Raw genomic sequence first — 21,971 nt, 5'->3', positions numbered from 1 at the left:
TTACAATCCAATTTCAGCCACTTGCTTGTGACGATAAATTGCCAATACAGTGTGTAAATCAGGTAGCTTTTAAGAAGTGAAAAACGTCTTTTTTTGACAATGATTTCACTTTTCTTATAGATTACTTCTTATTTCAAAAAACTATTCTTGTTCATAAAACCAAACTTCATCAAAAAAGCGAATCCAGCAATGGATTCGCTCACGTAGTACCTATCGTTTAAATCGAAGAACTCTCTTCTACCGCATCCTTTTGACGGCGATGATGCACGATACCGATGACGGCAATACCGATCACAATGATCACGACAGAGCCGACGATCCCTGGATTCACCTGGAGCCAGTTCCATAGCTCCGACCACGTCACGGCTTCTCCGATCCGGACGATCAAAAAAGTCCAGAGTCCTGTATACACGCCTGCTGCTAAGAATGTCATTACTAAATAGCGCGGTAACGGATAACCGAGGAGTCCGGCGACATAATGAATCGGGTGTCTGACGCCGGGTAAGAAGAACGATAGTCCGATTGCCCATAATCCCCGTCGTTCAATGATCGTTTCTGCTCGTTCCAAGAAACGTGATTTCATCCAGCGTTTGACGAGCGGAATCTCACGGAAGAACCGAGCAAGTAGATAAAACCACGTAAAGGCGATGAAGAAGACCGGCCAAGCGGTCAGCCAGATGACGACCGGGTACATCCCCTCTCGTAATCGAAGTGCTGCAAAACTCATCATCAAGACATCGTCCGACAATGGGGTGAACATGATTCCGCCAGCCAGGCGGACGAGTGCCATGATATCCATCACGTATCCCTACTTTCTGTTTCTCTCTATATTCAGTATCCCCGATTTTTCTGAAGTTGAGCCCTATCCATTTCTTAAGTTCTTCTTTAGTTATACTTTTCTGATCAAAAGAGATCATCATCGATGATTTAAAGTCACTTAGACCGGATGACATGTATACGCAATCGTTTAATAAAACATCCTTTTCCCACATCGAGAAAAAGGGTTTCCTCCATCCGTTCGAGAAGGGGTACAACGTACATCTGAACGCTCATCTGATAGGAGGAATTTCCATGCTACATCGCCGGAAGACCTATACGATTCGTCCCGAACGCCTAGAAGAATTCACTGAGTTTTTCCATACCTATTTGTACCCGCTTCAAGTCAGTCATGGTGCCCGTCTTGTTGGGCGCTGGGTGACGGAGGCAGAAGATGAAGTCATCGCTATTTGGGAATACCGTGACCGCGAACACTTCGAACAAGTCGATCGTGATGTCCGCAACAGTGCCTTACGTCGCGAAGCGATGAAGAAGCGCGCGCGCCTCGGCAAAAACCTCTATATCAAATCCTATGAAGATTTCATGACGTCGACTGGTACGTATGCTCCCCCTCGCGCGATCGTCAGCGTGACCGCGTATATCACGAACGATGCCGGTGAAGTCCTCCTCGTCCGCAACCTACACCGGGGTGATACGTATGAGATGCCGGGTGGACAAGTCGAAAATCACGAGTCGATTCTTGACGCCATCAAACGGGAAGTCAAAGAAGAAACTGGTGTCGATGTCACGATTGATGGCATCACCGGTATCTATCAAAATGTCTCAAGTCATGTCCTCTGCGTCTGCTTCCGTGGGAAAGCGGTCGGTGGTGAACTCGCAACACAAGAAGGCGAGACGACGGACGTCGGCTTCTTCCCGCTGACACGTGACTCGCTGAGTGAGTATATCAAACGGGAACACTTCCAGTTGCGGACGCTTGATGCGATGGATCCCCATTACTTCCCGCATGCCTTATATAAAGTCAGACCGTATGAACTGATTAGCCGGTATGACGGCAATACGACGTCGTCGTCACGGTAAACCAAAAATCCCCTTACAGTGTTTTCACTGCAAGGGGATTTTTTCGGTTACGTTGTTAATCGAGCGGTAATTCCAGCATCATCGGTGACATAAACATCGCCTGCATCATCGGTAACGGTATAAGCAGAAGACTTTAACGTCTCGATTGCTGCTTGAAGCGTCGTTTGATCCGGATAACGCAGCGTCCAGTAAACAAGTCCAACCGCATCTTCCGGATTCGTCGGTGCGTTGACTCCAGACCAGACGTTCAGACCGATGTGATGGTGGTAACCACCGGCAGCAACGAACAACGCACGCATCCGTGAAGCGTCAGCGGCAACGTCAAAACCGAGCGTCTCGACATAAAATGACCGCGCTGCTTCGAGTGTCTTGACGTGGAAATGGACATGTCCCATGACCGTCTCGCTCGGCATTCCATACCAATCTTCTTCTCCCGCTTCGACGAGCATGCTTTGCCAATCGACGGGATCCGTCGTCATCTTAACGTCGCCATTCGCTTCATACGTCCATGTCTCACGTGGACGATCGGCATAAATCTCGATCCCGTTCCCGTCTGGATCCGACAGATAAAAGGCTTCACTGACGAGATGGTCACCTTGACCAATCTCGATTCCTTGTTCGATCAAATTCCGGATGACGAAACCAAGTTCTTTTCGGCTCGGTAGCAAAATCGCAAAATGGTATAACCCGGCGACCGAGTTCGGTGGAAAACGGCGGGCATTCGGATGGACTTCAAGTTCAACGAGTGGTGTATCTTGTGCACCAAGTACCGTTAGCTGATCCGTTTGCGTCAGCACGCGTAATCCAAGTGACGTTGTATAAAATAAAATCGAACGATCGAGGTCCGTGATTCGCAAGCGAACAGGACCGAGTGTGATTTGTGGATGAATGGACATGGTGTTTCCTCCTTCAATGAAATAGCTCGTATCCCTATTATTACGCGGAAGCGATCGAAGCGGAAGTAGGCACGAATAAGTGGTATAGTATCCTAAACGATACCATGAAGGAGGAAGACCGATGGAAGAGACACCAAGCTGTCGGGTCGAGACAGCGCTCGAAATCTTGACCGGAAAATGGAAGCCGTCGATTTTACTCGTCTTGATCACACACGGAACGCTCCGCTTCAGTGAACTGAAACGACAATTGCCGAACATTACGCAAAAGATGCTGACGGCTCAACTACGCGAACTCGAACTGAACGATATCGTTCATCGCGAGATTTATCAGGAAGTTCCACCCCGCGTCGAGTACTCGCTGACGGATTATGGTCGGACGCTTATCCCGGTTCTTGACGCCATCAATGCATGGGGGGAACAGCATGTCCTCCATCTTGAACAGAAAGAAAAACTTGCTTCCGCTTCCCAATGAGGAATCCATTTCGATGTGATTTCTCATTTTTTATGGAAAAACCTGTCTATTATCACGTATACTGACGTAATAGACTTCTGTTTTTGGAAAGGAATGAGTCCTCATGCATCAACTTCATGCGATCGAGCAACTGGTTGCTCGACTCAAACAAGATCCTGCAGTCGAAGCTATCTTCTTGAAGGGATCTTTTGGACGGGGAGAAGAAGATGTCCATTCAGACATCGATCTGTACTGTCTCGTCTCGGAAGAACGTCAAACAAAATTCTTATCGCGTCGTTTGTCCCACCTTTCTGCTTATCGTTCAATCATCTGGAAAGATGAGATCGATATCATCGCCCCTCAAATGATCGTCGTCTATGATGATCTGCTACATATTGATTTATTCACGGTGACGCTTGATTCGCTGAACCATAAGGATCAATTGCGTGTCTTATATGATCCACAAGAACAGTTGACGGACTTTACCGATACATGTGACTTAACACTTTCTACTCAAGAAGCGACCGATGAAGCGATCGATGCCGTCTGGTTCTTGTTCCAATATAAAAAAGCAGCAGCTCGCGGAAATGACTTATGGGCAGTCGAGATGCTCCGAAGCGCCTTGATCAAGTTCGCGAAAGTCTTGCTCCATCATCATGCTCCTGAACGAGCACAACTCGGATTAAAGACGATTCCGACGACATTACCAGACCATCCACGCCTTGCTCTTGAAGCAATCTACGACGTCCTGACACCCGCAACGCATGCTGAAGCGGCTCAACGTTATCTAGCGTGTCTAGAGACTGAACGGCACGCACTCGACCAGACGCTTGCCGGACATCCAGAGACGCTCGCTTTACTCGATCGATTAACGCCTGAACTCTCGATCCAACAATCAAGACGGTAACAAGAAGGGGATGACTCAAAAGTCAGTTTCCACAAAGATAAGGGTGGCAGAATGATGATTTGCCACCCTTATCTCGTAACCAAAAGAATGACGCGTTTCACGCCACTCCTACAGGAAAAGCGCATTTATGCGCTGTCAGAGACAAACAAGACCCGCTTTCCTGCTTGAATGAAGCAGGGAAACCGGCTTGTGTCTCGCCTGAGGAAAGGACGTGACAAGACGCGTCATTCTTTTATTGAGTCTCTTCTATGGTCATTCATTACCGTGTCAATTGAATCTCTTTTGATTGTCCACCTGCCCAGCCAAAGCCAGACGAGACTTCAAGCTTCGGATTTTTCACCTGTTTCGGTAATTCGAAGACGATGTTGCCAGTTTTCTCGATATTCGGGTTGATCGTCTCTAAGAAGAAGCCCATTCCGTCTTCATTCGCATAGAGATCGAGCTCCGTATCGGCTGAGTATTCCGTATCGCCGACATTGACTTTAAACATGTTGCTGTCGACGAATCGCTCTTCCTTATCTCCGTTTAGAATCGTCAAACCGATGACTAAGAATTGTCCTGATGTTTTCTTTTCGCCGAGAACGTTCGACAACGTATCGACCATCTTGACGTCGTTGACGACGTACGTCAGTTTCCCGACCTTTACCTGATCATTCACCCCGTATGTTTTCTTGACCGGCTTCGCGGCTGCTTTTGCTTTTACTGGTTTTGCTTCTGATTTGACTGCTTCTTGTTCGACTGCTACTTTTTTCTCCGGTGCTGCTTGCTCTTCGTCATCTCCTAGGTTTCCTAAAATGACTGCGCCGATCACGATGATTCCTGCCCACTTCAATCCTTTTTTCATGTTACTTCCTCCTTTTAATGTGGCTGACTCACGTCTGATAGCCTTAGTATAGGAAGAAGCAATCCCTTATCCTTTACACTTTTTTAACCAGGTTATTTTTTGTTTATGGTTCGATAAAAAGATTGACAAAAAATAAAAGAGAACGCTGATTTCAGCGCCCTCCTCTCCTTATTCTCCTTTGACCCGGATGACGATTTTGCCTTTTGCGTGCCCTTCTTCGCCATAATCATGTGCTTCCTTGATTTGATCCAGATCAAAAATCCGGTCGACGACAGGTTGTAGCTCGCCACGTTCGACCGCTTTAGCGATATGCTGCAAACGCTCACCGGTCGGTTGCATGAAGACATACGCAGTTCGTGCATTATGTTGCTTCGCTTGCTCTTCATCGGGAGGTGTAGAAATCGAAACGAGCATGCCGTTCGGCTTCAGCATCTGATACAGTTCCCCTTGCTTGTCGCCGCCCATTGTATCGAATACAAAATCGACGTCGCGAACACGATCCGCCGGATTTTCCTGTTTGTAGTCGATGACTTCGTCGGCTCCAAGTGCTTTTACCCAGTCAACGTTTTTCGTACTTGTTGACGTGATGACGTACAAACCGTTCGCTTTTGCGAGTTGAATCGCAACCGTTCCGACGCCCCCTGATCCGGCACCAATGAAGATCCGGTCACCCGGCTTCGCATCCATCACTTCGAACATGACTTGCCACGCTGTATGCGAGACGAGTGGCAGAGACGCTGCTTCTGCGAAACTGAGCGATTCTGGTTTTTTCACAACTAAATGCGCATCGACCGCAACATACTCCGCATATGTTCCTTGGCGAGCGATTTCCGGACGGCTAAAGACAGCGTCCCCGACTTGAAGATCGGAGACGTTTTCTCCGACTTCCTGAATCACACCGGCAACGTCCCAACCGATGACGAGCGGCATTTCGTAGCTCAACATTTGACGCAAGTATCCTTCGCGTAGCTTCCAATCGACCGGGTTTACACTCGCGGCATAGACTTCGATTAAAACATCATCCGGTCCAATGACTGGCTTTTCCAGTTCCCCGACCTTAAATTGTTCCGATCCACCATACTGTTCAATGTAAGCTGCCTTCATCCGTTGACTCCTCCTTCAATATTCATTCCCTATCTTCTTCCCCGTCCGTCCTACCGACAAACAGTCTGAAGATACACAACAGCTCCCCATCGATCGATGAGGAGCTGTTTCGTTAACGATTCGTTTGCTGAAGGGTGGATGCCGTCTCGTTCAAGGCATGAATCGCCTGTTGCAGTTCCATGACCTGACCGACTTGATGACGCGTCAAACCGGATAACGACTCACTTTGTGTGAGCAACGCATTCATGAACGTATCAAGTTGACCGGTTGCTGTCGTGATGGCGGCAAGACTGCTCGTCATCGTCGCGAACTGAGTCTGCGCCGATTGGATCGAACCGACGACTTCCGTCGCATCCATCTCGATCGTCTGGAGCGCTAACTGACTCTCTGCCATCCGCTCTTCCTGCTCACGTAACAATGTCGTACTGGCATGAATCGAGTTGCCGGTTTGCGTGACGTCCTGATCAACCCGTTCGATGATCGCATTGATTTCCTTCGACGCTTCTGCCGTCTGTGCTGATAGATTACGAATTTCTTGCGCAACGACCGTAAAACCTTTTCCGAACTCACCCGCACGAGCTGCTTCGATCGATGCGTTAAGACTGAGCAAGTTCGTTTGCGCCGCAATCGCATTGATGCTCGACGTGATGGCGACGATTTCCTGGAACCGTCCAGCAAGTTGTCCGAACGACGTGACCGAATCATCCATGCTCGTCGTTAATTGTTGCAGGGATTGTCCGGCAAGACCAATCGTCTGTCTGCTCTTTTCGGCTGTCGTTCGCGAGGACGAACTGCGCTCGAGTGCGTGATCGACCGAAACGGTCACATCCTCCATCCGGTTGACTTGCTGATCATTCAATTGACGAATTTCACGAATCGCTTGGACGCTTCCCGCTGCATCATCTGCTAGCTGTTGCATCGCCAAATCAACCTGACTGAAGGAATCCTTCGCCGCGTCGACCGTTTCACTCATCTCTTCCGTGAACGTCGTTACTTCCGTTGCGGTTGCTGCCGTCTGCTCGAGGGCAATTTGCGACGTTGCCGCGTAGGCTTCCGACCGTTCTTGTTCTTGGCGGACGGCTAACATGACGTTTCGTCCAAAGACGGCGACAAAAACAGCCGCTGAGAAAATCATCAAATAGATGACATAGGCGACGATCAAATCGAATGCATTCGTAAAGACAATCGTTCCCAGCATTGTGAATACAGCCATTTCAACTAATCCAAGGATTCCGGCGAGAATGACCAAACGCGGAATCAAATAGACGATTGAAATCGTCAAGTAGAGATAGGCGATCGTCCAAATGCTCGGCGACGGCAAGGTCATCAAAACGAGAGCGAGGACGAAATACGTTAACGTCACTTGAACGTACTTCCCGCTCGGACGATGTCCAAGTAGGCGGTTGCCCACAAGCAACGCGACCGTCAAGATCAAACCACCGACTAAAAACTGATAAAACACACTGATTGGGACGTAATTCATTTGCGCAAATAAGAAAATCAATGGATGCGCGATCGTAATTAACGTTGCAATCAGGCGGGACAAAATCTTTGTACTTTGTTGCTCGAGGGCAGATACCATCTTGTTCAAACTCCTTCACCTTATTAAAGTCATACAGTTGTTCATCGGCAGAAAGATTTCATTCGTTAAGTCCCTCGAGTGACTTTTTTTCTTGACGCTTTCTTGAAAGCGGGAGTACGGTTAACGTAGACTTTTTCAGAAAAGAGGATTCATATGCTGTATGTACTCGTAGGTTTCGCGGGGATACTGGGCGCCTCGGCACGGTATGGGCTCGGACTGCTGATTAGCGACTTGACGACTGGTCCGTTTCCGTGGCCAACGCTTGTCATCAACTTGATTGGGAGTTTTCTTCTCGGCTACGCGACACACTTTTTATTTCGAACGAAACTCTTACACCAATATGCGATCACAGCCATCGGCACGGGTTTCATTGGCTCCTTTACGACGTTTTCGACATTCAGCGTCGAGACCGTGACCTTACTCAACGAACATCATTTAGCGGACGCGTTCCTCTACGTACTCGTCAGCCTATTCGGCGGTTTGTTCCTATCTTATCTTGGTTACACGCTCGGAACACGACGACTGCGTCACGTGACGAAAGGACGTGAGTGAATGACGCTACTTGCTCTTGCCATCGGTGCTTTTTGCGGCGCCATCAGTCGGTTTGCTGTCAGTCAATGGATGAAGACGGTTTGGAAACGCGAATTTCCACTAGCGACGTTCCTGATTAACGTACTCGGTTCATTTTTGCTTGGACTCGTTATCGGTGCGCATCTCGATACGACATGGACGTTACTCTTAGGTACCGGTTTCCTTGGATCGTTTACAACGTTCTCGACGTTCAAAATCGAGACATTGCAGCTATTTCAGGACGGAAATCGTAAAGTGCTTACCCTCTATCTCATCTCGAGTTATGGTTTCGGAATTCTTGCAGCTTTCCTTGGAATCACACTTACAGCTTGAACGAAACAAGAGGCGACGGAAAAATCCGTCGCCTCTTGTCGTATCCGTTTTAATTTAATCATTCATCCAGAATAGACCGACCGTCTCTGCTCCGGCATGCGTTCCGATTGCTGGTCCGAACGTGCCTTCGAGAATCGTCAAATCCGGAAACTTCGCTGCGACTTGTTGCCGCAGTTCCGCTGCCATTTCCGGCGCCATCGTCGTCGCGACATAAATCCGGTTCTTGTAGAACGTGTGCTGACGCATCGATTCGTCGATTTGTTTAACCATTTCAATGTAAGCTTTCTTTAAAGAACGCGCTTTTTTGAATGGTACGATTTTCCCTGCTTCATCCGTCGTGATGATCGGTTTGATGCTGAGTAGGTTCGCAAGGAACAAGTCACCAGATGAAACACGTCCACCCCGGCGCATCGTCTCCATATTACCGACGATCATATAGAAATGGGTCTTTTTCGTCAACGCTTGTAAGGCAACGACGATTTCCTCGACGGATTTCCCCTGTGCCGCAAGCTCCATCCCGTAACGAATGAACTCTTGTTGGTTCTCAAACGCTGTATGCGAGTCGATGATATGAACCGGGAAGCTGGCTGCTTCCGCTGCTGATGCTGAACTTTGGACGGTACTTGAGAGTCCATTCGTACAGTGCACTGCAATCGCACAGTCATAACCTTCTTCTTTCAGACGTTCGTACGTTCCAACGAACTCCCCAAAGATTGGTTGTGATGTTTTGGCAATCAGCTTTTTGTCCGCATCTAGCGCACGGAACAGTCGCTCGACCGTGATCGCATTCTCTTGATACGCCGTATCACCGAGTAAGATTTGAATCGGTACGACATTGACGCCGATCGCATCTGCCTCTTCCTTCGTGAAATAGGCCATACTATCGGTCACCCATGCTATTTTAGTCATTTTCCTTAGCCTCCGTTAGATTCTTCTCGCTTTATCCTACCATATACAGAAGTGGAAATCGCAAGAAACGTCATGACATCATCTGAAAATGAAACGAAGTACGCTTATGATAGTGCTCATCGGCATGCAAGACGACGGAAGGAAAATTCGGTTGGTTGATCGCATCCGGTAATCCTTGTGTCTCAAAACAGATTCCGAGGTATGGGGTTGCTCGTCTTCCGCAAATCGTAAACTCGCCCGACAAATGATTAGCGGTATAGACGACGACTCCCGGTTGATCCGTCACGACGCGCAATCGTCGCCCGCTGATTGGTTCGTCGAGAACGATTTCTCCATTCTCTCTAAGCAGGAAAGGATGATCGACCCCACTACCCGCTTGGCGGAGTTGTTCATCTGATGCATGTGTCACTTCATGTAGGGGACGGGCATCGAGAAAATCAAAGACGGTGTCTGTCACCGGGAGAATGTCACCGGTCGGTACCGCATCTTTCGTCAACGGAACATAAAAAGGTGCATCCATTCGTAACAGATGCTGTTCAATCGTCGTCTTCGCCTCACCCGTCAAATTAAAGTACGTATGATTCGTCGGACTGAATGGTGTCGAAGCTGTCGTCTCCGCTTCATAATGAATATGCAGGACGTTCTCGTCCGTCCATTCGAAGGTCAGCGTGAACGACAAGTGCCCCGGATAGCCGTTCTCCCCACTCGGACTATCTAAACGTAGAACAAGTTTGTCGTCGTTGATTTCGTGCGTGAACATTCGGTTCGCCCAATTTTCGCTTCCTCCATGAAGATGATGCTCGCCCTCATTTTGCTCAAGGACGTACGTCATCCCTTCGAGTGCGAACGCGCCATTCGCGATTCGTCCTCCGACGCGTCCAATCGTGGCGCCTAAGTGATGCGGATCATCTTGGTATTCTGATAGGTCGTCAAACGCGAGTACGACATTTTCGATCATTCCATGTTGATCCGGAACCCGGATGGCAAGAATTTTTGCGCCTCGGTTCAAGATATCGATACTATGCCCATGCACATTCTGTAACGTGAATCGTAACAAGGACTGATCACCTAGTTGTCCCACTTCTGTTGTCGTAATCATCATCTGCTTCCTCCTGTACGATACATTTTCCTGTTTTCGTATTTACCCTCGGAACGAGACAAAAAAACAACAATGGCAAAAGACCATTGTTGTTACAGAGACGGAAGTGGTAATCGCACTTCGATCCGAGTCCCTTGATGGATGATCGAGTGGACGTGTAATGTTGCAGTCGGACCGTATGTCACGTCTAATGCGCGTCGAATCAGGAACAGGTTCGAATCCCCCGCTTCCTGTTGATCCAGTTGTTGCATCACAGCAAGCGGCATCCCCTGTCCGTTATCTGTGACTTCAATGACCCAGTCTGTCGTCGCCTTGAAAGCACGGACATCAATCCGGTGATGTCGTCCTGCCTTTACGAACCCATGACGCAGTGCATTATCGACGAGCTGCGTCACAAGGAATGGAAAGACGAAGTATTCTTCAACAGCGGTCTCGATATCAAGATCGACCGTGATATCAGCGGAGGTCAGTTGATTCGGGCGACGTCGTGTTCCTTCTAGTGATAAATAGGCCTTCAGGGTCGCCAGTTCCTCGCGGAGTGGATGTTCATCATGCCGCGTCGCTGCCGTCAACAGTTGAAGTAGCGCATTCAGTTGATGTTTCACAGGAGTTCCTGGATCAGCTGTCCGCTGGATTTCTTCGATGATGCCTTTCAGATAGCTGACATGTAACATCGGTTTCATCTTTCTTACGCTTAACCGGAGCAACTGATCTTCTCGATGCATATGCAGCTCTCGTGCTAATAAACGGACGAGTTGTTCCGTCATCCGCTCGACGGTGTCGTCAAATAAGTCTTTCGAAAAGTAACAGATGACACCTGCCTTTTGACCGTTAATGCGCATCGGATGAAAACTGAGAATTTGTCCCGTCTGCTCGTCTTCCTGTCGGACGGGTTCTTCTGCTTCGATCCATCGTTGTTCCTCACGTCTTGGTTGCTCGCCGCAGACTGCTGGTTGCTGGTCCGTCATATCGATGACGACCTCTGTCGCCCCGAGCACGACGATCCGTTGCATCTTCGTTTCCTTCAATAATGTCGCTCCGATCTGCCGCGCGACTTCCGAAGTCAATCCCTGCTTTCGTAAGGGTTGTAACGCTTGCAGTAGACGATCGGAACGCTCGGTCTGGCGGACGAAAAGATCGCCTTCGAGTCGAAGTTGTGTTCGTAAGATCATGATGAACAGCACGACCCCACACATGTTTGCAAATAGTAACGGAAAAGCAGCACGACTCATCAAATCAAGTGCTTCTGCTGTATCAGGTGCAAGTAATAATGTAATCCCACTTTCGAACAATAATGCCGTCAATACGATACCGATTGGTGGAACGAGCGCATAACCATCATGCAAACGCCAGCGTTTTCGATACCAGCCGCTCGCAAGTCCAGCGAGCATGGCGATGATCCAACCGGCTTCTGCTCCTAACGAGCCGAGTACGTAGCGGTGTAGACCAACCAAACATCCCGTGATGCCGCCGATCACTGGTCCCCCAATCAATCCGCTCGTCACGATGACAGCGAGTCGGGTATCGAGCAACAGGGCATCCTTCTCGACAGCTAATCCGAGTAACGGATCAATCGTCGTATCTTGCGAAAGTTCAATTCCTGCGTAGTTCATCAAAATACCGGATGACACGAATGCAAAGAGCAGTGGAAGATTCATTCCGCGGTCCATCTTGAATATGTATCGGGAAATGCGCCACTGGGACAATAAAAAGGCTAACAGTGCTAACATACCTAAACGACTCAGTAAGAATGGAATCTGCTCGAGCACGGAATACCTCCTCGTTTCATAGGACGCGAATCAACAATAAAGTCGTATTAGATTACATTCCCGCTCCTCTCTGCATTCTCCTATCATGACGGCTGAAAGTTCGCACAATCCGTCCATTCTTGATTTTTTGACTGATGCGATGAAAAAAAAGCCGGTTCCTCCATGAGGAACCGACCATCTTATGCTTCTGCTTGTTCAGCTGGATGCAACCAAATCTTGACGCGGTTGATTTGATAGTTTTCCATCTCCATCACTTCGACGGAGAAGTCCGGTGTGTCGATATGTTCACCTGGCTGAAGATCGATGTTGTGCATCTGAATCCAGCCACCGATCGTATCGACATCTTCGACATTCGTAAAACGAATATTGAAACGCTCTTCCAAGTCAGAGAGCAAGACTGTACCGTCGAGTAGGAACTCGTCCGATTTGACCTGTTCGATTTCTTCGACTTCATCTGCATCGAATTCATCACGGATTTCACCAACGATTTCTTCGAGTAAGTCTTCCATCGAGACGAGACCTGCTGTTCCGCCGTATTCATCGACGACGAGAACGAGATGAGTGCGGGTCCGTTTCATCTTGCGAAGTGTCTCTTGAAGCGACGTCACTTCCGAAACAACCGGTAAATCCTTGATATAGTGTGTCACCGGATGCTCATTGCCGTTCGCATAATCCGTCAAGACTTCCTTGACGTTGACGTATCCGAGAATTCGGTCCTTATCATTTTCTTCTGTGACCGGATAACGCGTGTACGGATTATCCATGAAGATTTCCATCAGTTCATCCTTCGTCAAACGTTCCGAGATCGTCTCCATCCGCATCCGCGGCACCATCAAGTCTTTGACGATGTGCTCATCAAACGCAAAGACGTTTTGCATGAGGGCAAGTTCCGTTTGGTTGATTTCACCACTTTGGAAACTTTGCGCCATGATGATTTTCAATTCATCTTCCGAGTGGGCTTGTTCGTGCCCTGCTGGTTTGACACCGAACAGACCGAGGAATAAGCGCGCTGAACCGTTGAGTAACCAAATGAATGGGTACATGATTTTACCGAACACATAAAGTGGACGGGCAAACAACAATGTCATGCGTTCTGCATACTGAATCGCAAGCGTCTTCGGAGCGAGTTCACCGATGACGACGTGTAAGAACGTGACGGATACGAATGCGATACCAAACGACAAGAGTGTCGAAACAGCAGCAGAGATCCCGAAGTCGTCGAAGACAGGATGTAAGATCTTTTCAACGGTTGGTTCACCAAGTGCCCCAAGACCAAGTGCCGTGACCGTGATACCAAGCTGACAGGCAGACAAGTAGTAGTCGAGATCGCCCGCGATTTTTTTCGCAAGGACGGCACTTTTGTTCCCTTCTTGAATCATTTGATCCAAACGCGACATCCGAACTTTAACGACAGCAAATTCCGATCCGACGAAAAACGCCGTCAACGCAATCAACAAGACCACTAAAAATAAATTGATGAATAATATAGTATCCAAAATCCCCTAAACAGGGGTCACCTCCATTGTTTTGTATTAAAGCTGTGCAATCAAGGAAGCAATCAATGTCAGACGCCGGGACAGTTCTAAGCGAATCGCTTGTTTTTCGACGTCCGTCGAATCTAACAAACGCTGCTCGAGTCCTTCAACCGTCGCTTGAAGTTGTTTCACTTCCTGATAAATCGTCTCCCCTGTTTTTTGTTCCCGTTCCGTAAAAGAAGCAAGAATCTCTTGCAGGGAAAGCCGTTGAGACTTCAAATATTCAATCTTTTCGATTTGATGAATGACCGATTCGTCATACAGACGGTAGCCAGACGCGGTGCGCTCTGGTGTTAATAGACCGAGTGATGTGTAGTAATCGATCGTTCGTTTTGATAAGCCGGTGGTCTCCGCGACCTGACCGATTCGAAGTAACGCCTTCCCAAAAGATTCTCACCTCCTTTCTTTAGCTAGTTCTTTTATCTTATCATGTCAAAACCATACAGTAAAACGTCGCGCTTTTTTAGAGAAAAAAAACGACTACTCCCGTTCGCACGAGAATAATCGTTCCATCCTACTTTTTTATACGGTTACGACAGGTTCTTCGACGGGTACACCGACAATCGACCGTTCCAGTAATTCAACCACATCGTACGTAGCAACCGCCTCGTCGACTTCCTTCGCTTTCGTACCGTCACTGAGCATCGTCAGACAGTACGGACATGCTGATCCAATGACAGACGGTTGGACCGTCAACAATTGTTCCGTCCGTGCGACGTTGACCCGTGCACCGACTTTTTCTTCTTGCCACATCATCCCGCCGCCAGCACCGCAACACATCCCTTTTTCCCGGTTGCGTTCCGTCTCGACGAGCGTGATTCCTGGAATCTTCTCGAGAATATAACGTGGTGCGTCGTAAATATCATTGTAACGACCAAGGTAACACGAATCGTGATAGACGACACGCTCCTTGACTTCATGGAGCGGTGTGATCCGTTTCTCGTCAATCAGACGAGCGAGCAATTCCGTATGGTGGTAGACTTCAACGTCCGGACTCAGTCCGAAGTCGGGATACTCGTTTTTAAATGTATTGTAGGCATGCGGATCAATCGTGACGATCTTTTTGACGCCATATTTCTCAAACGATTTAATGTTTGCTTCCGCGAGTTCCTGGAACAAGACTTCGTTCCCGATCCGGCGCGGTGTATCGCCTGAGTTCTTCTCATCGTTTCCGAGAATCGCAAACGAGATGTCTGCCTCATTTAGAATCCGTGCAAACGCCATCGCGATTTTTTGACTTCGGTTATCGTACGATCCCATCGCACCAACCCAGAACAGGTACTCGAAGTCTTCGCCCGCTTTTTTCTTCTCCTTAGCTGTCGGAACGACGAGTTCATCCCGGTTTTTCCGCCAGTTTTCGCGTTCTTTCCGGTTCATTCCCCACGGATTACCTTGACGTTCGATGTTTGCCATCGTCCGTTGCATCTCCGGATCCATCTTGCCTTCCATCATGACGAGATGACGACGGAGGTCGATGATCTTATCGACATGTTCGTTCATGACCGGACACTGATCTTCACAGTTCCGACAAGTCGTACACGCCCAGATTTCTTCTTCCGTAATGACGTTCCCAATCAATGAATCCGGAACGATATCCATCTGTCCGGCTGCAGCCAGTGAAGCGATTTGATTACCTTGCGACCCTTCGAACGCAAAGGCAGGTGCCCATGGCGAACGTTGAGTGATTGCTGCCGTTTTCATGTTGAGATGGTCCCGTAATTTAACGATCAAATCCATCGGCGACAGCATCTTCCCCGTTCCGCTCGCCGGGCACATGTTCGTACAGCGTCCACACTCGACGCAGGCATATAGATCAACGAGCTGTTTCTGGTTGAAATCTTCGATTCGGTTGACCCCGAAGCTGAATTCCGCTTCGTCGTCTTCTGCCTCTTCCATGACCGATAGATCGATTGGTGCCAAACGCCCGACTTTCGACGTTCGACCGAGCCAGACGTTTGCTGTACCGGCAATCAAGTGCGCATGTTTACCTTGCGGGATGTAAACCATGAAGCTAAGTAAGAACAGTAAGTGTGCCCACCAGAAGAAAACGAATAATCCAAACGCAATTGACTCCGGCACCCAACTGAATAAGAACGCGATGCTTGAAGCCACCGGTTCACCAAGCGTCGAATGATTCTCATAAACAAGGAAGAATCCGTTCCCGAACAGGACGGCGACCATCAAACCACCAATGAAGATCAACGCAAGACCTGCCATGAAGTTTCGTTTCAAACGAACGAGTTTCTCGACGTACCGGCGATAAAATCCCCAAACGACGGCAATCAAGATGACGAGCATGACGATTTCTTGGAAGAATGTAAAAATCGGATAGAGCGGACCGAGTGGGACGTGCGGGAAACGCTGACCGACGGCGAGTCCTTTCCAGATAAAATCAATCGCTCCGAATTGAACGAGTAAGAAGCCATAGAACATCATGACGTGGATGGCGCCACTTTTCTTATCCTTTAGTAATTTCTTTTGACCGAAGACGTTGACTAAAACTGCGTCTATTCGTTCTTTGTTCGTCAGTGTCCATTCCGCCTTTTTCCCCCGTTTAATGGCGGCATAACGACTTTTGACGAGTGACGTGAACAGATAGCCCGCATAACCGATGACGAGTAGGAAGGCAATCCAGTTAATGAGTAAAAACGTATTCATGTTCGAACAAACCCCTTTCCCCCTAAAGCAGTTGTGTTGAAATGAGTATAGCATATAATGAATGGCTATTCATTCATTTTTTTCATTTAGTTTTTACTGCGTCACACAAGTAGATACGTACTCAAAAAAAAATCAAGCGATGGATGATCCACCGCTTGATTTAATCACGTCCAATACGTCATTTTTTTAATTTCATTGCATTGGCCATCAGACCAGGGATGTCCGTATTTTCATGCAATCCACTGAACTGTTCGCTTTGTGGACCGTACGCGTAGAGCGGAACGTCAACACCAGTATGCACGGCAGTCGTCCAGCCGACATACGCTCGTTTACTGATCATCTCATTCAATGTCATGACGCGTTTCTTCGCATCCACTTTTTGCAACGTCTGAATTTCTTCAGCCGTCAAATCAAACGTCGTTTCTCGTTTAACGACAGATGCGATGTTCGATAAGTCGTCGTTGAACTGACGAACCATCTCATCCCCTGTCGCCTTGACGTTTTTCAAGACCTCCGGTTTCGCTACGTACTCATCGTATCCACCGACGGACATACCACCTGTATCATGGTCACCGGCGACGACGACTAATGTGTGTTTATCTTTTGCTGCAAAACGAAGCACTTTTTCGACTGCCTGGTGGAACGCTTCTGCATCCTTCATCGCCCAAGCAGCATCATGCGCGTGACCCGCCCAGTCGATCTGACTTCCTTCTACCATCAAGAAGAAGCCATCGCGATCTTTCTTCAATGTTTGCAGAGCTTTCGATGTCATCGTCGCAAGACTCGGTTGATTCGTGTTTTCCCGGTCCAGTTCTGGTGCCATTCCTTCTTCTGCGAACAATCCAAGAACTTTACGACCGTCCGTCTCATTCAGACTTTCAAGTGAATCCGCGTACTGGTATCCTGCTCGTTCTGCTTTCTTCACTAGATTACCAGCTTCTTGAACGCCACCATTCTTTTGATCAAAAAAGAACTTCTGACCGCCACCAAGTAAGACGTCGACTTTCATTTCATCCATGTATTGCTTCGCGATATCCGCTTCGTTCGCGCGCGTTGCAACATGCGATGCAAAAACAGCTGGTGTCGCATGGGTGATGGCTGATGTCGAGACAAGTCCTGTTGCTTTGCCTGCTTGATCCGCCCGATCAAGAATAGACGCTACTTCTTTTCCACTTGGATCCATACCGATTGTTCCGTTGTTCGTTTTTGTTCCTGTTGCCATCGCCGTTCCGGCAGCTGCTGAATCGGTCACTTTCGTGTTTGCCGAATACGTCCGCATCATTCCTTTTAAGTGACCGTCGAGTTCAGTCTCCTCGCCTCCTTGATACCAGCGATAGTTCGTTGCATAGGCAGCTGAATAACCGTCCGGAATCATGAAGATGACATTTTTAACCTTTGCTTGTTTCGTGTTTTGTTTTGCCTCGACCGGCTGAGCCGATTCATATGTATAACCTGCAACTCCCGTCATAAGAACTGTACCGAGAATACTTGTCGCCATCCATTTCTTGTTCATTTGTGTTTCCTCCCTGTTCACGATGATGGTTTCATCATACCGAGCGAATGTAAATGAACGATGGAGACGGCTTTAAGGAATGTAAAGAAACGATGACAGCCGAGTTACCACTTCATCTCTTCAAACATGTAATAACCTTTGTGCTGTTCTTCTAAATATGCCGATAATGGAAGACGGACGTCTTCACTTGTGATGTACTCCGCTAACTCCGTTTGATCGATCCACTTCGTCTCAATGATTTCTTCATCGGGATCATTTGGATCAAGTACACCACTCACTTCGCAGTCAAAATACGTCACGAGGCTGTGCGCTTGATAAGCCGGCATGAAGTTCTCCGTTAAGAAAGCAAACGACGACGATGTGACCGTCAAGCCGGTTTCTTCTTCCACCTCGCGACGCAATGCTTGCTCGAGTGTCTCTCCAGATTCAATCTGTCCACCGGGTAAGCTCCAGCGTTTCTCCTGACCCGATTGATTATTGACGATGAGCAGTTGATCGCCCTTGCGGATGATCGCGACGATGATTCGATAGAGTGGATACATGACGCTTCCTCCTAAAAAGACCACCTTGCCTAAAACAAGATGGTCCACTGATTGTTTATTCTAAACCGAGCGACTGTGGCAGACGAACTGCACGTGCGAAGGCATTTTTATAGTCCTTTTTCGCGACTAATTTTTCGACTTCACGGATTGCTGGATGCTGTTCGTCCGCGAACGCACCAAGAATCGTCAAGTAACGCTCGTATACTTGATCGTCTTCCTGACGTGCTTTCAAGAGTGCTGTATACAGCATGACGGTATCTTCGCCGTATAAGACCGGTAATTCTTCATTGATTAAAAGTAACGTATCGATCGACTCCGGGTCGACCTTCGGATTGTATTCCGTGATGACCTGTTCTGCGAGTCCTTCGAGTTGATCGCGCCATTCGTTATAGCGCGGCTCATCGTTCTCAAGCCATTCAAACCATTCCTCTTCCAACATCTGCTCCATTTGACGTACTGTTTGTTCAAATGCCATTCGTCTCACTCCGTTCCCAAGTTAAATCAATCGTATACGTACCGACTGCTTGTCCATTCATCTTTAATGTATAGCGAAACTGCATCTGCTGCCGTTTCATCTCAATCGTCTCCGTGTCCGTTTCCATCAACATCTGACCGAATTGACTGCCATACTGGCTTTTAGTCGTCTCTCCTAAAATGAAGACATGATGCATCGCAACAGGACCTTTGCGATTCAAAGCAATCTGATCTTTTGACCATTTGATCGTCGTATCGATCGGTTGTTCATCCGGCTGAACGAACTTCACGGCAAAACCGTCTTTTGTTTCGAACAACGTGCCGTCCGCCTCAAGTTCGACCGATTCACGCATCGGACCATCTTCGATCGTCGTCACCTGTCGTAATGACACCGGGTACTTTACTGGTTTCACTTCTATCACCTCATCGTTTAGCGTACACGATTTTTTCGTCTGATGCACCTTCTGCTTACATGCAACAAAAAAACGGATCCGATGTACATCGAATCCGTTCCAGATTGTAGACAAATGGACTGACTCAAAAAATGACGCACCTTTTCACGCCCTTTCCTCAGGCGAGACACAAGCCAGTTTTCCCGCTCCATTCGAGCAGGAAAACGGGTCTTGTTTGTCTCTGACAGCGCAAAATTGCGCTTTTTCCTGTAGGAGTGGCGTGTAACGTGTCATTCTTCTTTGTACCCGGAAGGAGAATCAGAAAAGCGTTTTGTTCACTCGACATCGCTTCCTAGGGAAAAACAAGCAAGAGCGACCCTGCAGCGAAGCGAAGCGGCGCGATGCTTGTCCCAGGAAAACGATGCGAGACGAACAAAAAAAGCGCAATCCTTCTCGTTAGAGAACAATTGCACTTATCTTCAGTCTCAAACGGATTCGATGTACATCGAATCCGTTCAAAACCTATTAGCGCACACGGTACAGACGAGCTTCGAATGGACGAAGTTCCAGTTCTGTTCCTTCATGGTGCATCGTCGGATAGTTGCCGAGCAACATATTATCCGAGTGCAAGATGATGTCCGTATCAATTTCTGCGGTTTCACCTTTTAAGTTCGTAACGATCAAGAACTGTTCGTCCCCAAGCGTCCGTGTATACGCGTAGACTTTCGTATCTTCCGGTAAGATGAGATCGTACGCACCGTAAATCAACGTCTCTTCCATCTTACGGATTTGGATCATTCGTTTGTAAAAGTTTAAGATCGAATCTTCATCTTGTTCTTGCGACGCGACGTTGATATCCGCGTAGTTTGGGTTGACACCAAACCATGGAGATTGATTCGAGAAGCCACCGTTTTGCTCGTTCGTCCACTGCATTGGTGTACGTGAGTTATCACGGGACGAGTTCCAGATGACTTCCATGATTTCCTCATGTGTTTTTCCGGAAGCAAGTTGCATCTCATACATATTTTTTGTCGCGACATCATCATAATCCGAGATGTCCGGGAATTGAACGTTCGTCATCCCAATCTCTTGTCCTTGATAGATGAACGGTGTGCCTTGCATGAAGAAATACATCATCGCAAGCGACTTCGCGCTCTCTTTCCAGTACTGTTCCTCGTCGCCCCAAAGAGAGACCGAACGAACCTTATCGTGGTTTTCGAGGTACAAGGCATTCCAACCTGTTGCTTCAAGTCCTTTTTGCCATTTCGTCAGCACTTGCTTCAGTTTGACGACGTCGACGCCTTTTTCCGCGTCGGCACGCCAAAGATCCATGTGCTCGAACTGGAAGACCATGTTCATCTTGCCATTCTCTTCTCCGACCCATAAATCTGCTTCTTCCGGTGTGACGCCGTTTGCTTCTCCGACTGTCATGATGTCGTATTTCGAGAACGTCTCATCCTTCAACTCTTCGAGATACGCATGGATACCTTCGACGTTCATATGCATGTCGAATGAAGGAACATACGGCATACCGAGCGGGTTCGGGAGATCGGCGAATGATTGATCCTTGTTGATATGACTAATTGCATCGATTCGGAAACCATCGATGCCTTTATCGAGCCACCAGTTGATCATCGTATAGACCGCTTGACGCATGTCACGGTTTTGCCAGTTCAAGTCTGGTTGACGACGAGAGAAGACGTGCAGGAAGTACTGCTCTGTCTTTTCATCATATTCCCATGCTGATCCACCGAAAATACTTTCCCAGTTGTTTGGTTCTCCACCATTGACGGCATCTTTCCAGATGTACCAATCGCGTTTCTCATTGTCTTTTGATGAACGTGATTCAAGGAACCACGGGTGTTCATCCGATGTGTGGTTGACGACGAGATCAAGCAAGACCTTGATGTCACGCTTATGCGCTTCTTCCATTAAGAGATCGAAGTCCGCCATCGTACCGAACTCATCCATGATGTCTTCATAATCACTGATGTCATATCCGTTATCGTCGTTCGGTGACTTGAACATCGGGCAAATCCAAAGAACGTCGACGCCAAGATCCTTCAAATAATCCAGTTTTGCGATGATACCCGGAATATCGCCGATTCCATCGTTGTTTGCATCGTAAAAGCTGCGTGGATAGATTTGGTAAGCAACTGCTTCTTTCCACCAAGCTCGTGTAATTGTTTGTTGGGCCGTTTCAGGGCGCGGTATCATTTGTGTCATGTGTCGTGAATCCTCTCGTAGGTCAGTCTTTGGGGTGTTATTTTCATTAGTTATTGAACTTCTATACACAGCGCAACCGATTGCGCAACTCCTCTACCTTCATCTTATCAAATCCACTTTTAAAGTCAATGTTTCGGGGGTGATTCCACCATTTCACATCAACGGTTGTCACTCTTCGTTCACACTGAATATTTCAGGTCGTTTTACATTACATTTACTGAATTATCCTACACTGTTTATCGGTCGATTTCTACCCTTTTGCATAACCTTTCCTTCCGAAAGTGAATCTTTTTTTCTTCGTTCGGGTATA

General features: G+C 47.9%; 21 protein-coding genes. 5 read left to right on the top strand and 16 right to left on the bottom strand.

Annotated elements, in window-relative coordinates:
* Positions 1-217: 217 nt before the first annotated feature.
* Entirely contained in the window at positions 218-799 is a 582-nt protein-coding gene (locus K7G97_RS01720) for a DedA family protein (protein ID WP_223041967.1), read from the bottom strand.
* Between the two features lie 272 nt (positions 800-1,071).
* Here K7G97_RS01720 and K7G97_RS01715 point away from each other — a divergent pair, with 272 nt between their 5' ends.
* Entirely contained in the window at positions 1,072-1,857 is a 786-nt protein-coding gene (locus tag K7G97_RS01715) for an NUDIX domain-containing protein (RefSeq protein ID WP_223041200.1), read from the top strand.
* A 47-nt stretch (positions 1,858-1,904) separates the two neighbouring features.
* Here the strand turns inward: K7G97_RS01715 and K7G97_RS01710 are convergent, their stop codons facing one another.
* Positions 1,905-2,753: a VOC family protein gene (locus K7G97_RS01710; RefSeq protein WP_223041199.1), complete on the bottom strand. Its 849-nt coding sequence runs from the start codon at positions 2,751-2,753 to the stop codon at positions 1,905-1,907.
* 121 nt (positions 2,754-2,874) lie between these two features.
* On the opposite strand from K7G97_RS01710, the gene K7G97_RS01705 reads away from it, so the two are divergent.
* Both K7G97_RS01705 and K7G97_RS01700 read left to right on the top strand, forming a co-directional pair.
* The gene (locus K7G97_RS01705; RefSeq protein WP_058265500.1) at positions 2,875-3,225 is read left to right on the top strand and encodes a winged helix-turn-helix transcriptional regulator; all 351 of its coding nucleotides are present in this window, start codon (positions 2,875-2,877) and stop codon (positions 3,223-3,225) included.
* 103 nt (positions 3,226-3,328) lie between these two features.
* On the top strand, positions 3,329-4,111 hold the full coding sequence (locus K7G97_RS01700) for a nucleotidyltransferase domain-containing protein (RefSeq protein WP_223041198.1): 783 nt from the start codon (positions 3,329-3,331) through the stop codon (positions 4,109-4,111).
* 259 nt (positions 4,112-4,370) lie between these two features.
* Here the strand turns inward: K7G97_RS01700 and K7G97_RS01695 are convergent, their stop codons facing one another.
* The 3 genes from K7G97_RS01695 to K7G97_RS01685 form a co-directional block, all read right to left on the bottom strand.
* Positions 4,371-4,955, bottom strand: coding sequence for a DUF4352 domain-containing protein (locus K7G97_RS01695; protein ID WP_223041197.1), 585 nt, complete (start codon positions 4,953-4,955; stop codon positions 4,371-4,373).
* Positions 4,956-5,123: 168 nt separating this feature from the next.
* On the bottom strand, positions 5,124-6,059 hold the full coding sequence (locus K7G97_RS01690) for an NADP-dependent oxidoreductase (RefSeq protein ID WP_223041196.1): 936 nt from the start codon (positions 6,057-6,059) through the stop codon (positions 5,124-5,126).
* Between the two features lie 112 nt (positions 6,060-6,171).
* On the bottom strand, positions 6,172-7,641 hold the full coding sequence (locus tag K7G97_RS01685) for a methyl-accepting chemotaxis protein (RefSeq protein WP_223041195.1): 1,470 nt from the start codon (positions 7,639-7,641) through the stop codon (positions 6,172-6,174).
* Positions 7,642-7,794: 153 nt separating this feature from the next.
* On the opposite strand from K7G97_RS01685, the gene crcB (K7G97_RS01680) reads away from it, so the two are divergent.
* Positions 7,795-8,193, top strand: a complete 399-nt coding sequence (gene crcB / locus K7G97_RS01680) for a fluoride efflux transporter CrcB (RefSeq protein WP_223041194.1) — start codon at positions 7,795-7,797, stop codon at positions 8,191-8,193.
* The gene (gene crcB / locus K7G97_RS01675; RefSeq protein WP_149426687.1) at positions 8,194-8,544 is read left to right on the top strand and encodes a fluoride efflux transporter CrcB; all 351 of its coding nucleotides are present in this window, start codon (positions 8,194-8,196) and stop codon (positions 8,542-8,544) included. It abuts the gene before it with no gap.
* Positions 8,545-8,598: 54 nt separating this feature from the next.
* Here crcB (K7G97_RS01675) and K7G97_RS01670 read toward each other — a convergent pair whose 3' ends face one another.
* The 11 genes from K7G97_RS01670 to K7G97_RS01620 form a co-directional block, all read right to left on the bottom strand.
* The gene (locus tag K7G97_RS01670; RefSeq protein ID WP_223041193.1) at positions 8,599-9,453 is read right to left on the bottom strand and encodes a DegV family protein; all 855 of its coding nucleotides are present in this window, start codon (positions 9,451-9,453) and stop codon (positions 8,599-8,601) included.
* 70 nt (positions 9,454-9,523) lie between these two features.
* Complete coding sequence (locus K7G97_RS01665) at positions 9,524-10,555, bottom strand: aldose epimerase family protein (RefSeq protein ID WP_262415781.1); 1,032 nt, start codon at positions 10,553-10,555, stop codon at positions 9,524-9,526.
* An 89-nt stretch (positions 10,556-10,644) separates the two neighbouring features.
* A complete protein-coding gene (locus tag K7G97_RS01660) occupies positions 10,645-12,321 on the bottom strand; it encodes a LytS/YhcK type 5TM receptor domain-containing protein (protein WP_223041192.1) in 1,677 nt (558 codons plus the stop codon).
* A 179-nt stretch (positions 12,322-12,500) separates the two neighbouring features.
* Positions 12,501-13,817: a hemolysin family protein gene (locus tag K7G97_RS01655; protein WP_223041191.1), complete on the bottom strand. Its 1,317-nt coding sequence runs from the start codon at positions 13,815-13,817 to the stop codon at positions 12,501-12,503.
* 36 nt (positions 13,818-13,853) lie between these two features.
* On the bottom strand, positions 13,854-14,222 hold the full coding sequence (locus K7G97_RS01650) for a MerR family transcriptional regulator (RefSeq protein WP_029343230.1): 369 nt from the start codon (positions 14,220-14,222) through the stop codon (positions 13,854-13,856).
* 156 nt (positions 14,223-14,378) lie between these two features.
* Positions 14,379-16,514, bottom strand: a complete 2,136-nt coding sequence (locus K7G97_RS01645; protein WP_075642755.1) for a (Fe-S)-binding protein — start codon at positions 16,512-16,514, stop codon at positions 14,379-14,381.
* 178 nt (positions 16,515-16,692) lie between these two features.
* On the bottom strand, positions 16,693-18,027 hold the full coding sequence (locus tag K7G97_RS01640) for an alkaline phosphatase (RefSeq protein WP_223041190.1): 1,335 nt from the start codon (positions 18,025-18,027) through the stop codon (positions 16,693-16,695).
* A 104-nt stretch (positions 18,028-18,131) separates the two neighbouring features.
* Entirely contained in the window at positions 18,132-18,569 is a 438-nt protein-coding gene (locus tag K7G97_RS01635; protein WP_223041189.1) for an NUDIX domain-containing protein, read from the bottom strand.
* Between the two features lie 55 nt (positions 18,570-18,624).
* A complete protein-coding gene (locus K7G97_RS01630) occupies positions 18,625-19,044 on the bottom strand; it encodes a hypothetical protein (RefSeq protein ID WP_050677289.1) in 420 nt (139 codons plus the stop codon).
* Positions 19,034-19,456, bottom strand: a complete 423-nt coding sequence (locus K7G97_RS01625; protein ID WP_231681721.1) for a YwiB family protein — start codon at positions 19,454-19,456, stop codon at positions 19,034-19,036. The genes K7G97_RS01630 and K7G97_RS01625 overlap by 11 nt, the downstream gene beginning before the upstream one ends.
* 504 nt (positions 19,457-19,960) lie before the next feature.
* Complete coding sequence (locus K7G97_RS01620) at positions 19,961-21,661, bottom strand: glycoside hydrolase family 13 protein (RefSeq protein WP_316499654.1); 1,701 nt, start codon at positions 21,659-21,661, stop codon at positions 19,961-19,963.
* Between the last annotated feature and the right edge of the window lie 310 nt (positions 21,662-21,971).

It is taken from the genome of Exiguobacterium acetylicum (assembly GCF_019890935.1).
Lineage (GTDB): Bacteria > Bacillota > Bacilli > Exiguobacteriales > Exiguobacteriaceae > Exiguobacterium_A > Exiguobacterium_A abrahamii.
The sequence above is the reverse complement of the archived record's forward strand: the minus strand, read 5'-3'. Positions and strand labels throughout refer to the sequence as shown.

What these genes read in the sequence shown, in the direction of transcription:
- K7G97_RS01720 (WP_223041967.1), bottom strand. Translation starts at nt 799, where the DNA reads ATGGATATCATGGCACTCGTCCGCCTGGCTGGCGGAATCATGTTCACC.
- K7G97_RS01715 (WP_223041200.1), top strand. Translation starts at nt 1,072, where the DNA reads ATGCTACATCGCCGGAAGACCTATACGATTCGTCCCGAACGCCTAGAA.
- K7G97_RS01710 (WP_223041199.1), bottom strand. Translation starts at nt 2,753, where the DNA reads ATGTCCATTCATCCACAAATCACACTCGGTCCTGTTCGCTTGCGAATC.
- K7G97_RS01705 (WP_058265500.1), top strand. Translation starts at nt 2,875, where the DNA reads ATGGAAGAGACACCAAGCTGTCGGGTCGAGACAGCGCTCGAAATCTTG.
- K7G97_RS01700 (WP_223041198.1), top strand. Translation starts at nt 3,329, where the DNA reads ATGCATCAACTTCATGCGATCGAGCAACTGGTTGCTCGACTCAAACAA.
- K7G97_RS01695 (WP_223041197.1), bottom strand. Translation starts at nt 4,955, where the DNA reads ATGAAAAAAGGATTGAAGTGGGCAGGAATCATCGTGATCGGCGCAGTC.
- K7G97_RS01690 (WP_223041196.1), bottom strand. Translation starts at nt 6,059, where the DNA reads ATGAAGGCAGCTTACATTGAACAGTATGGTGGATCGGAACAATTTAAG.
- K7G97_RS01685 (WP_223041195.1), bottom strand. Translation starts at nt 7,641, where the DNA reads ATGGTATCTGCCCTCGAGCAACAAAGTACAAAGATTTTGTCCCGCCTG.
- crcB (WP_223041194.1), top strand. Translation starts at nt 7,795, where the DNA reads ATGCTGTATGTACTCGTAGGTTTCGCGGGGATACTGGGCGCCTCGGCA.
- crcB (WP_149426687.1), top strand. Translation starts at nt 8,194, where the DNA reads ATGACGCTACTTGCTCTTGCCATCGGTGCTTTTTGCGGCGCCATCAGT.
- K7G97_RS01670 (WP_223041193.1), bottom strand. Translation starts at nt 9,453, where the DNA reads ATGACTAAAATAGCATGGGTGACCGATAGTATGGCCTATTTCACGAAG.
- K7G97_RS01665 (WP_262415781.1), bottom strand. Translation starts at nt 10,555, where the DNA reads ATGATGATTACGACAACAGAAGTGGGACAACTAGGTGATCAGTCCTTG.
- K7G97_RS01645 (WP_075642755.1), bottom strand. Translation starts at nt 16,514, where the DNA reads ATGAATACGTTTTTACTCATTAACTGGATTGCCTTCCTACTCGTCATC.
- K7G97_RS01640 (WP_223041190.1), bottom strand. Translation starts at nt 18,027, where the DNA reads ATGAACAAGAAATGGATGGCGACAAGTATTCTCGGTACAGTTCTTATG.
- K7G97_RS01635 (WP_223041189.1), bottom strand. Translation starts at nt 18,569, where the DNA reads ATGTATCCACTCTATCGAATCATCGTCGCGATCATCCGCAAGGGCGAT.
- K7G97_RS01630 (WP_050677289.1), bottom strand. Translation starts at nt 19,044, where the DNA reads ATGGCATTTGAACAAACAGTACGTCAAATGGAGCAGATGTTGGAAGAG.
- K7G97_RS01620 (WP_316499654.1), bottom strand. Translation starts at nt 21,661, where the DNA reads ATGACACAAATGATACCGCGCCCTGAAACGGCCCAACAAACAATTACA.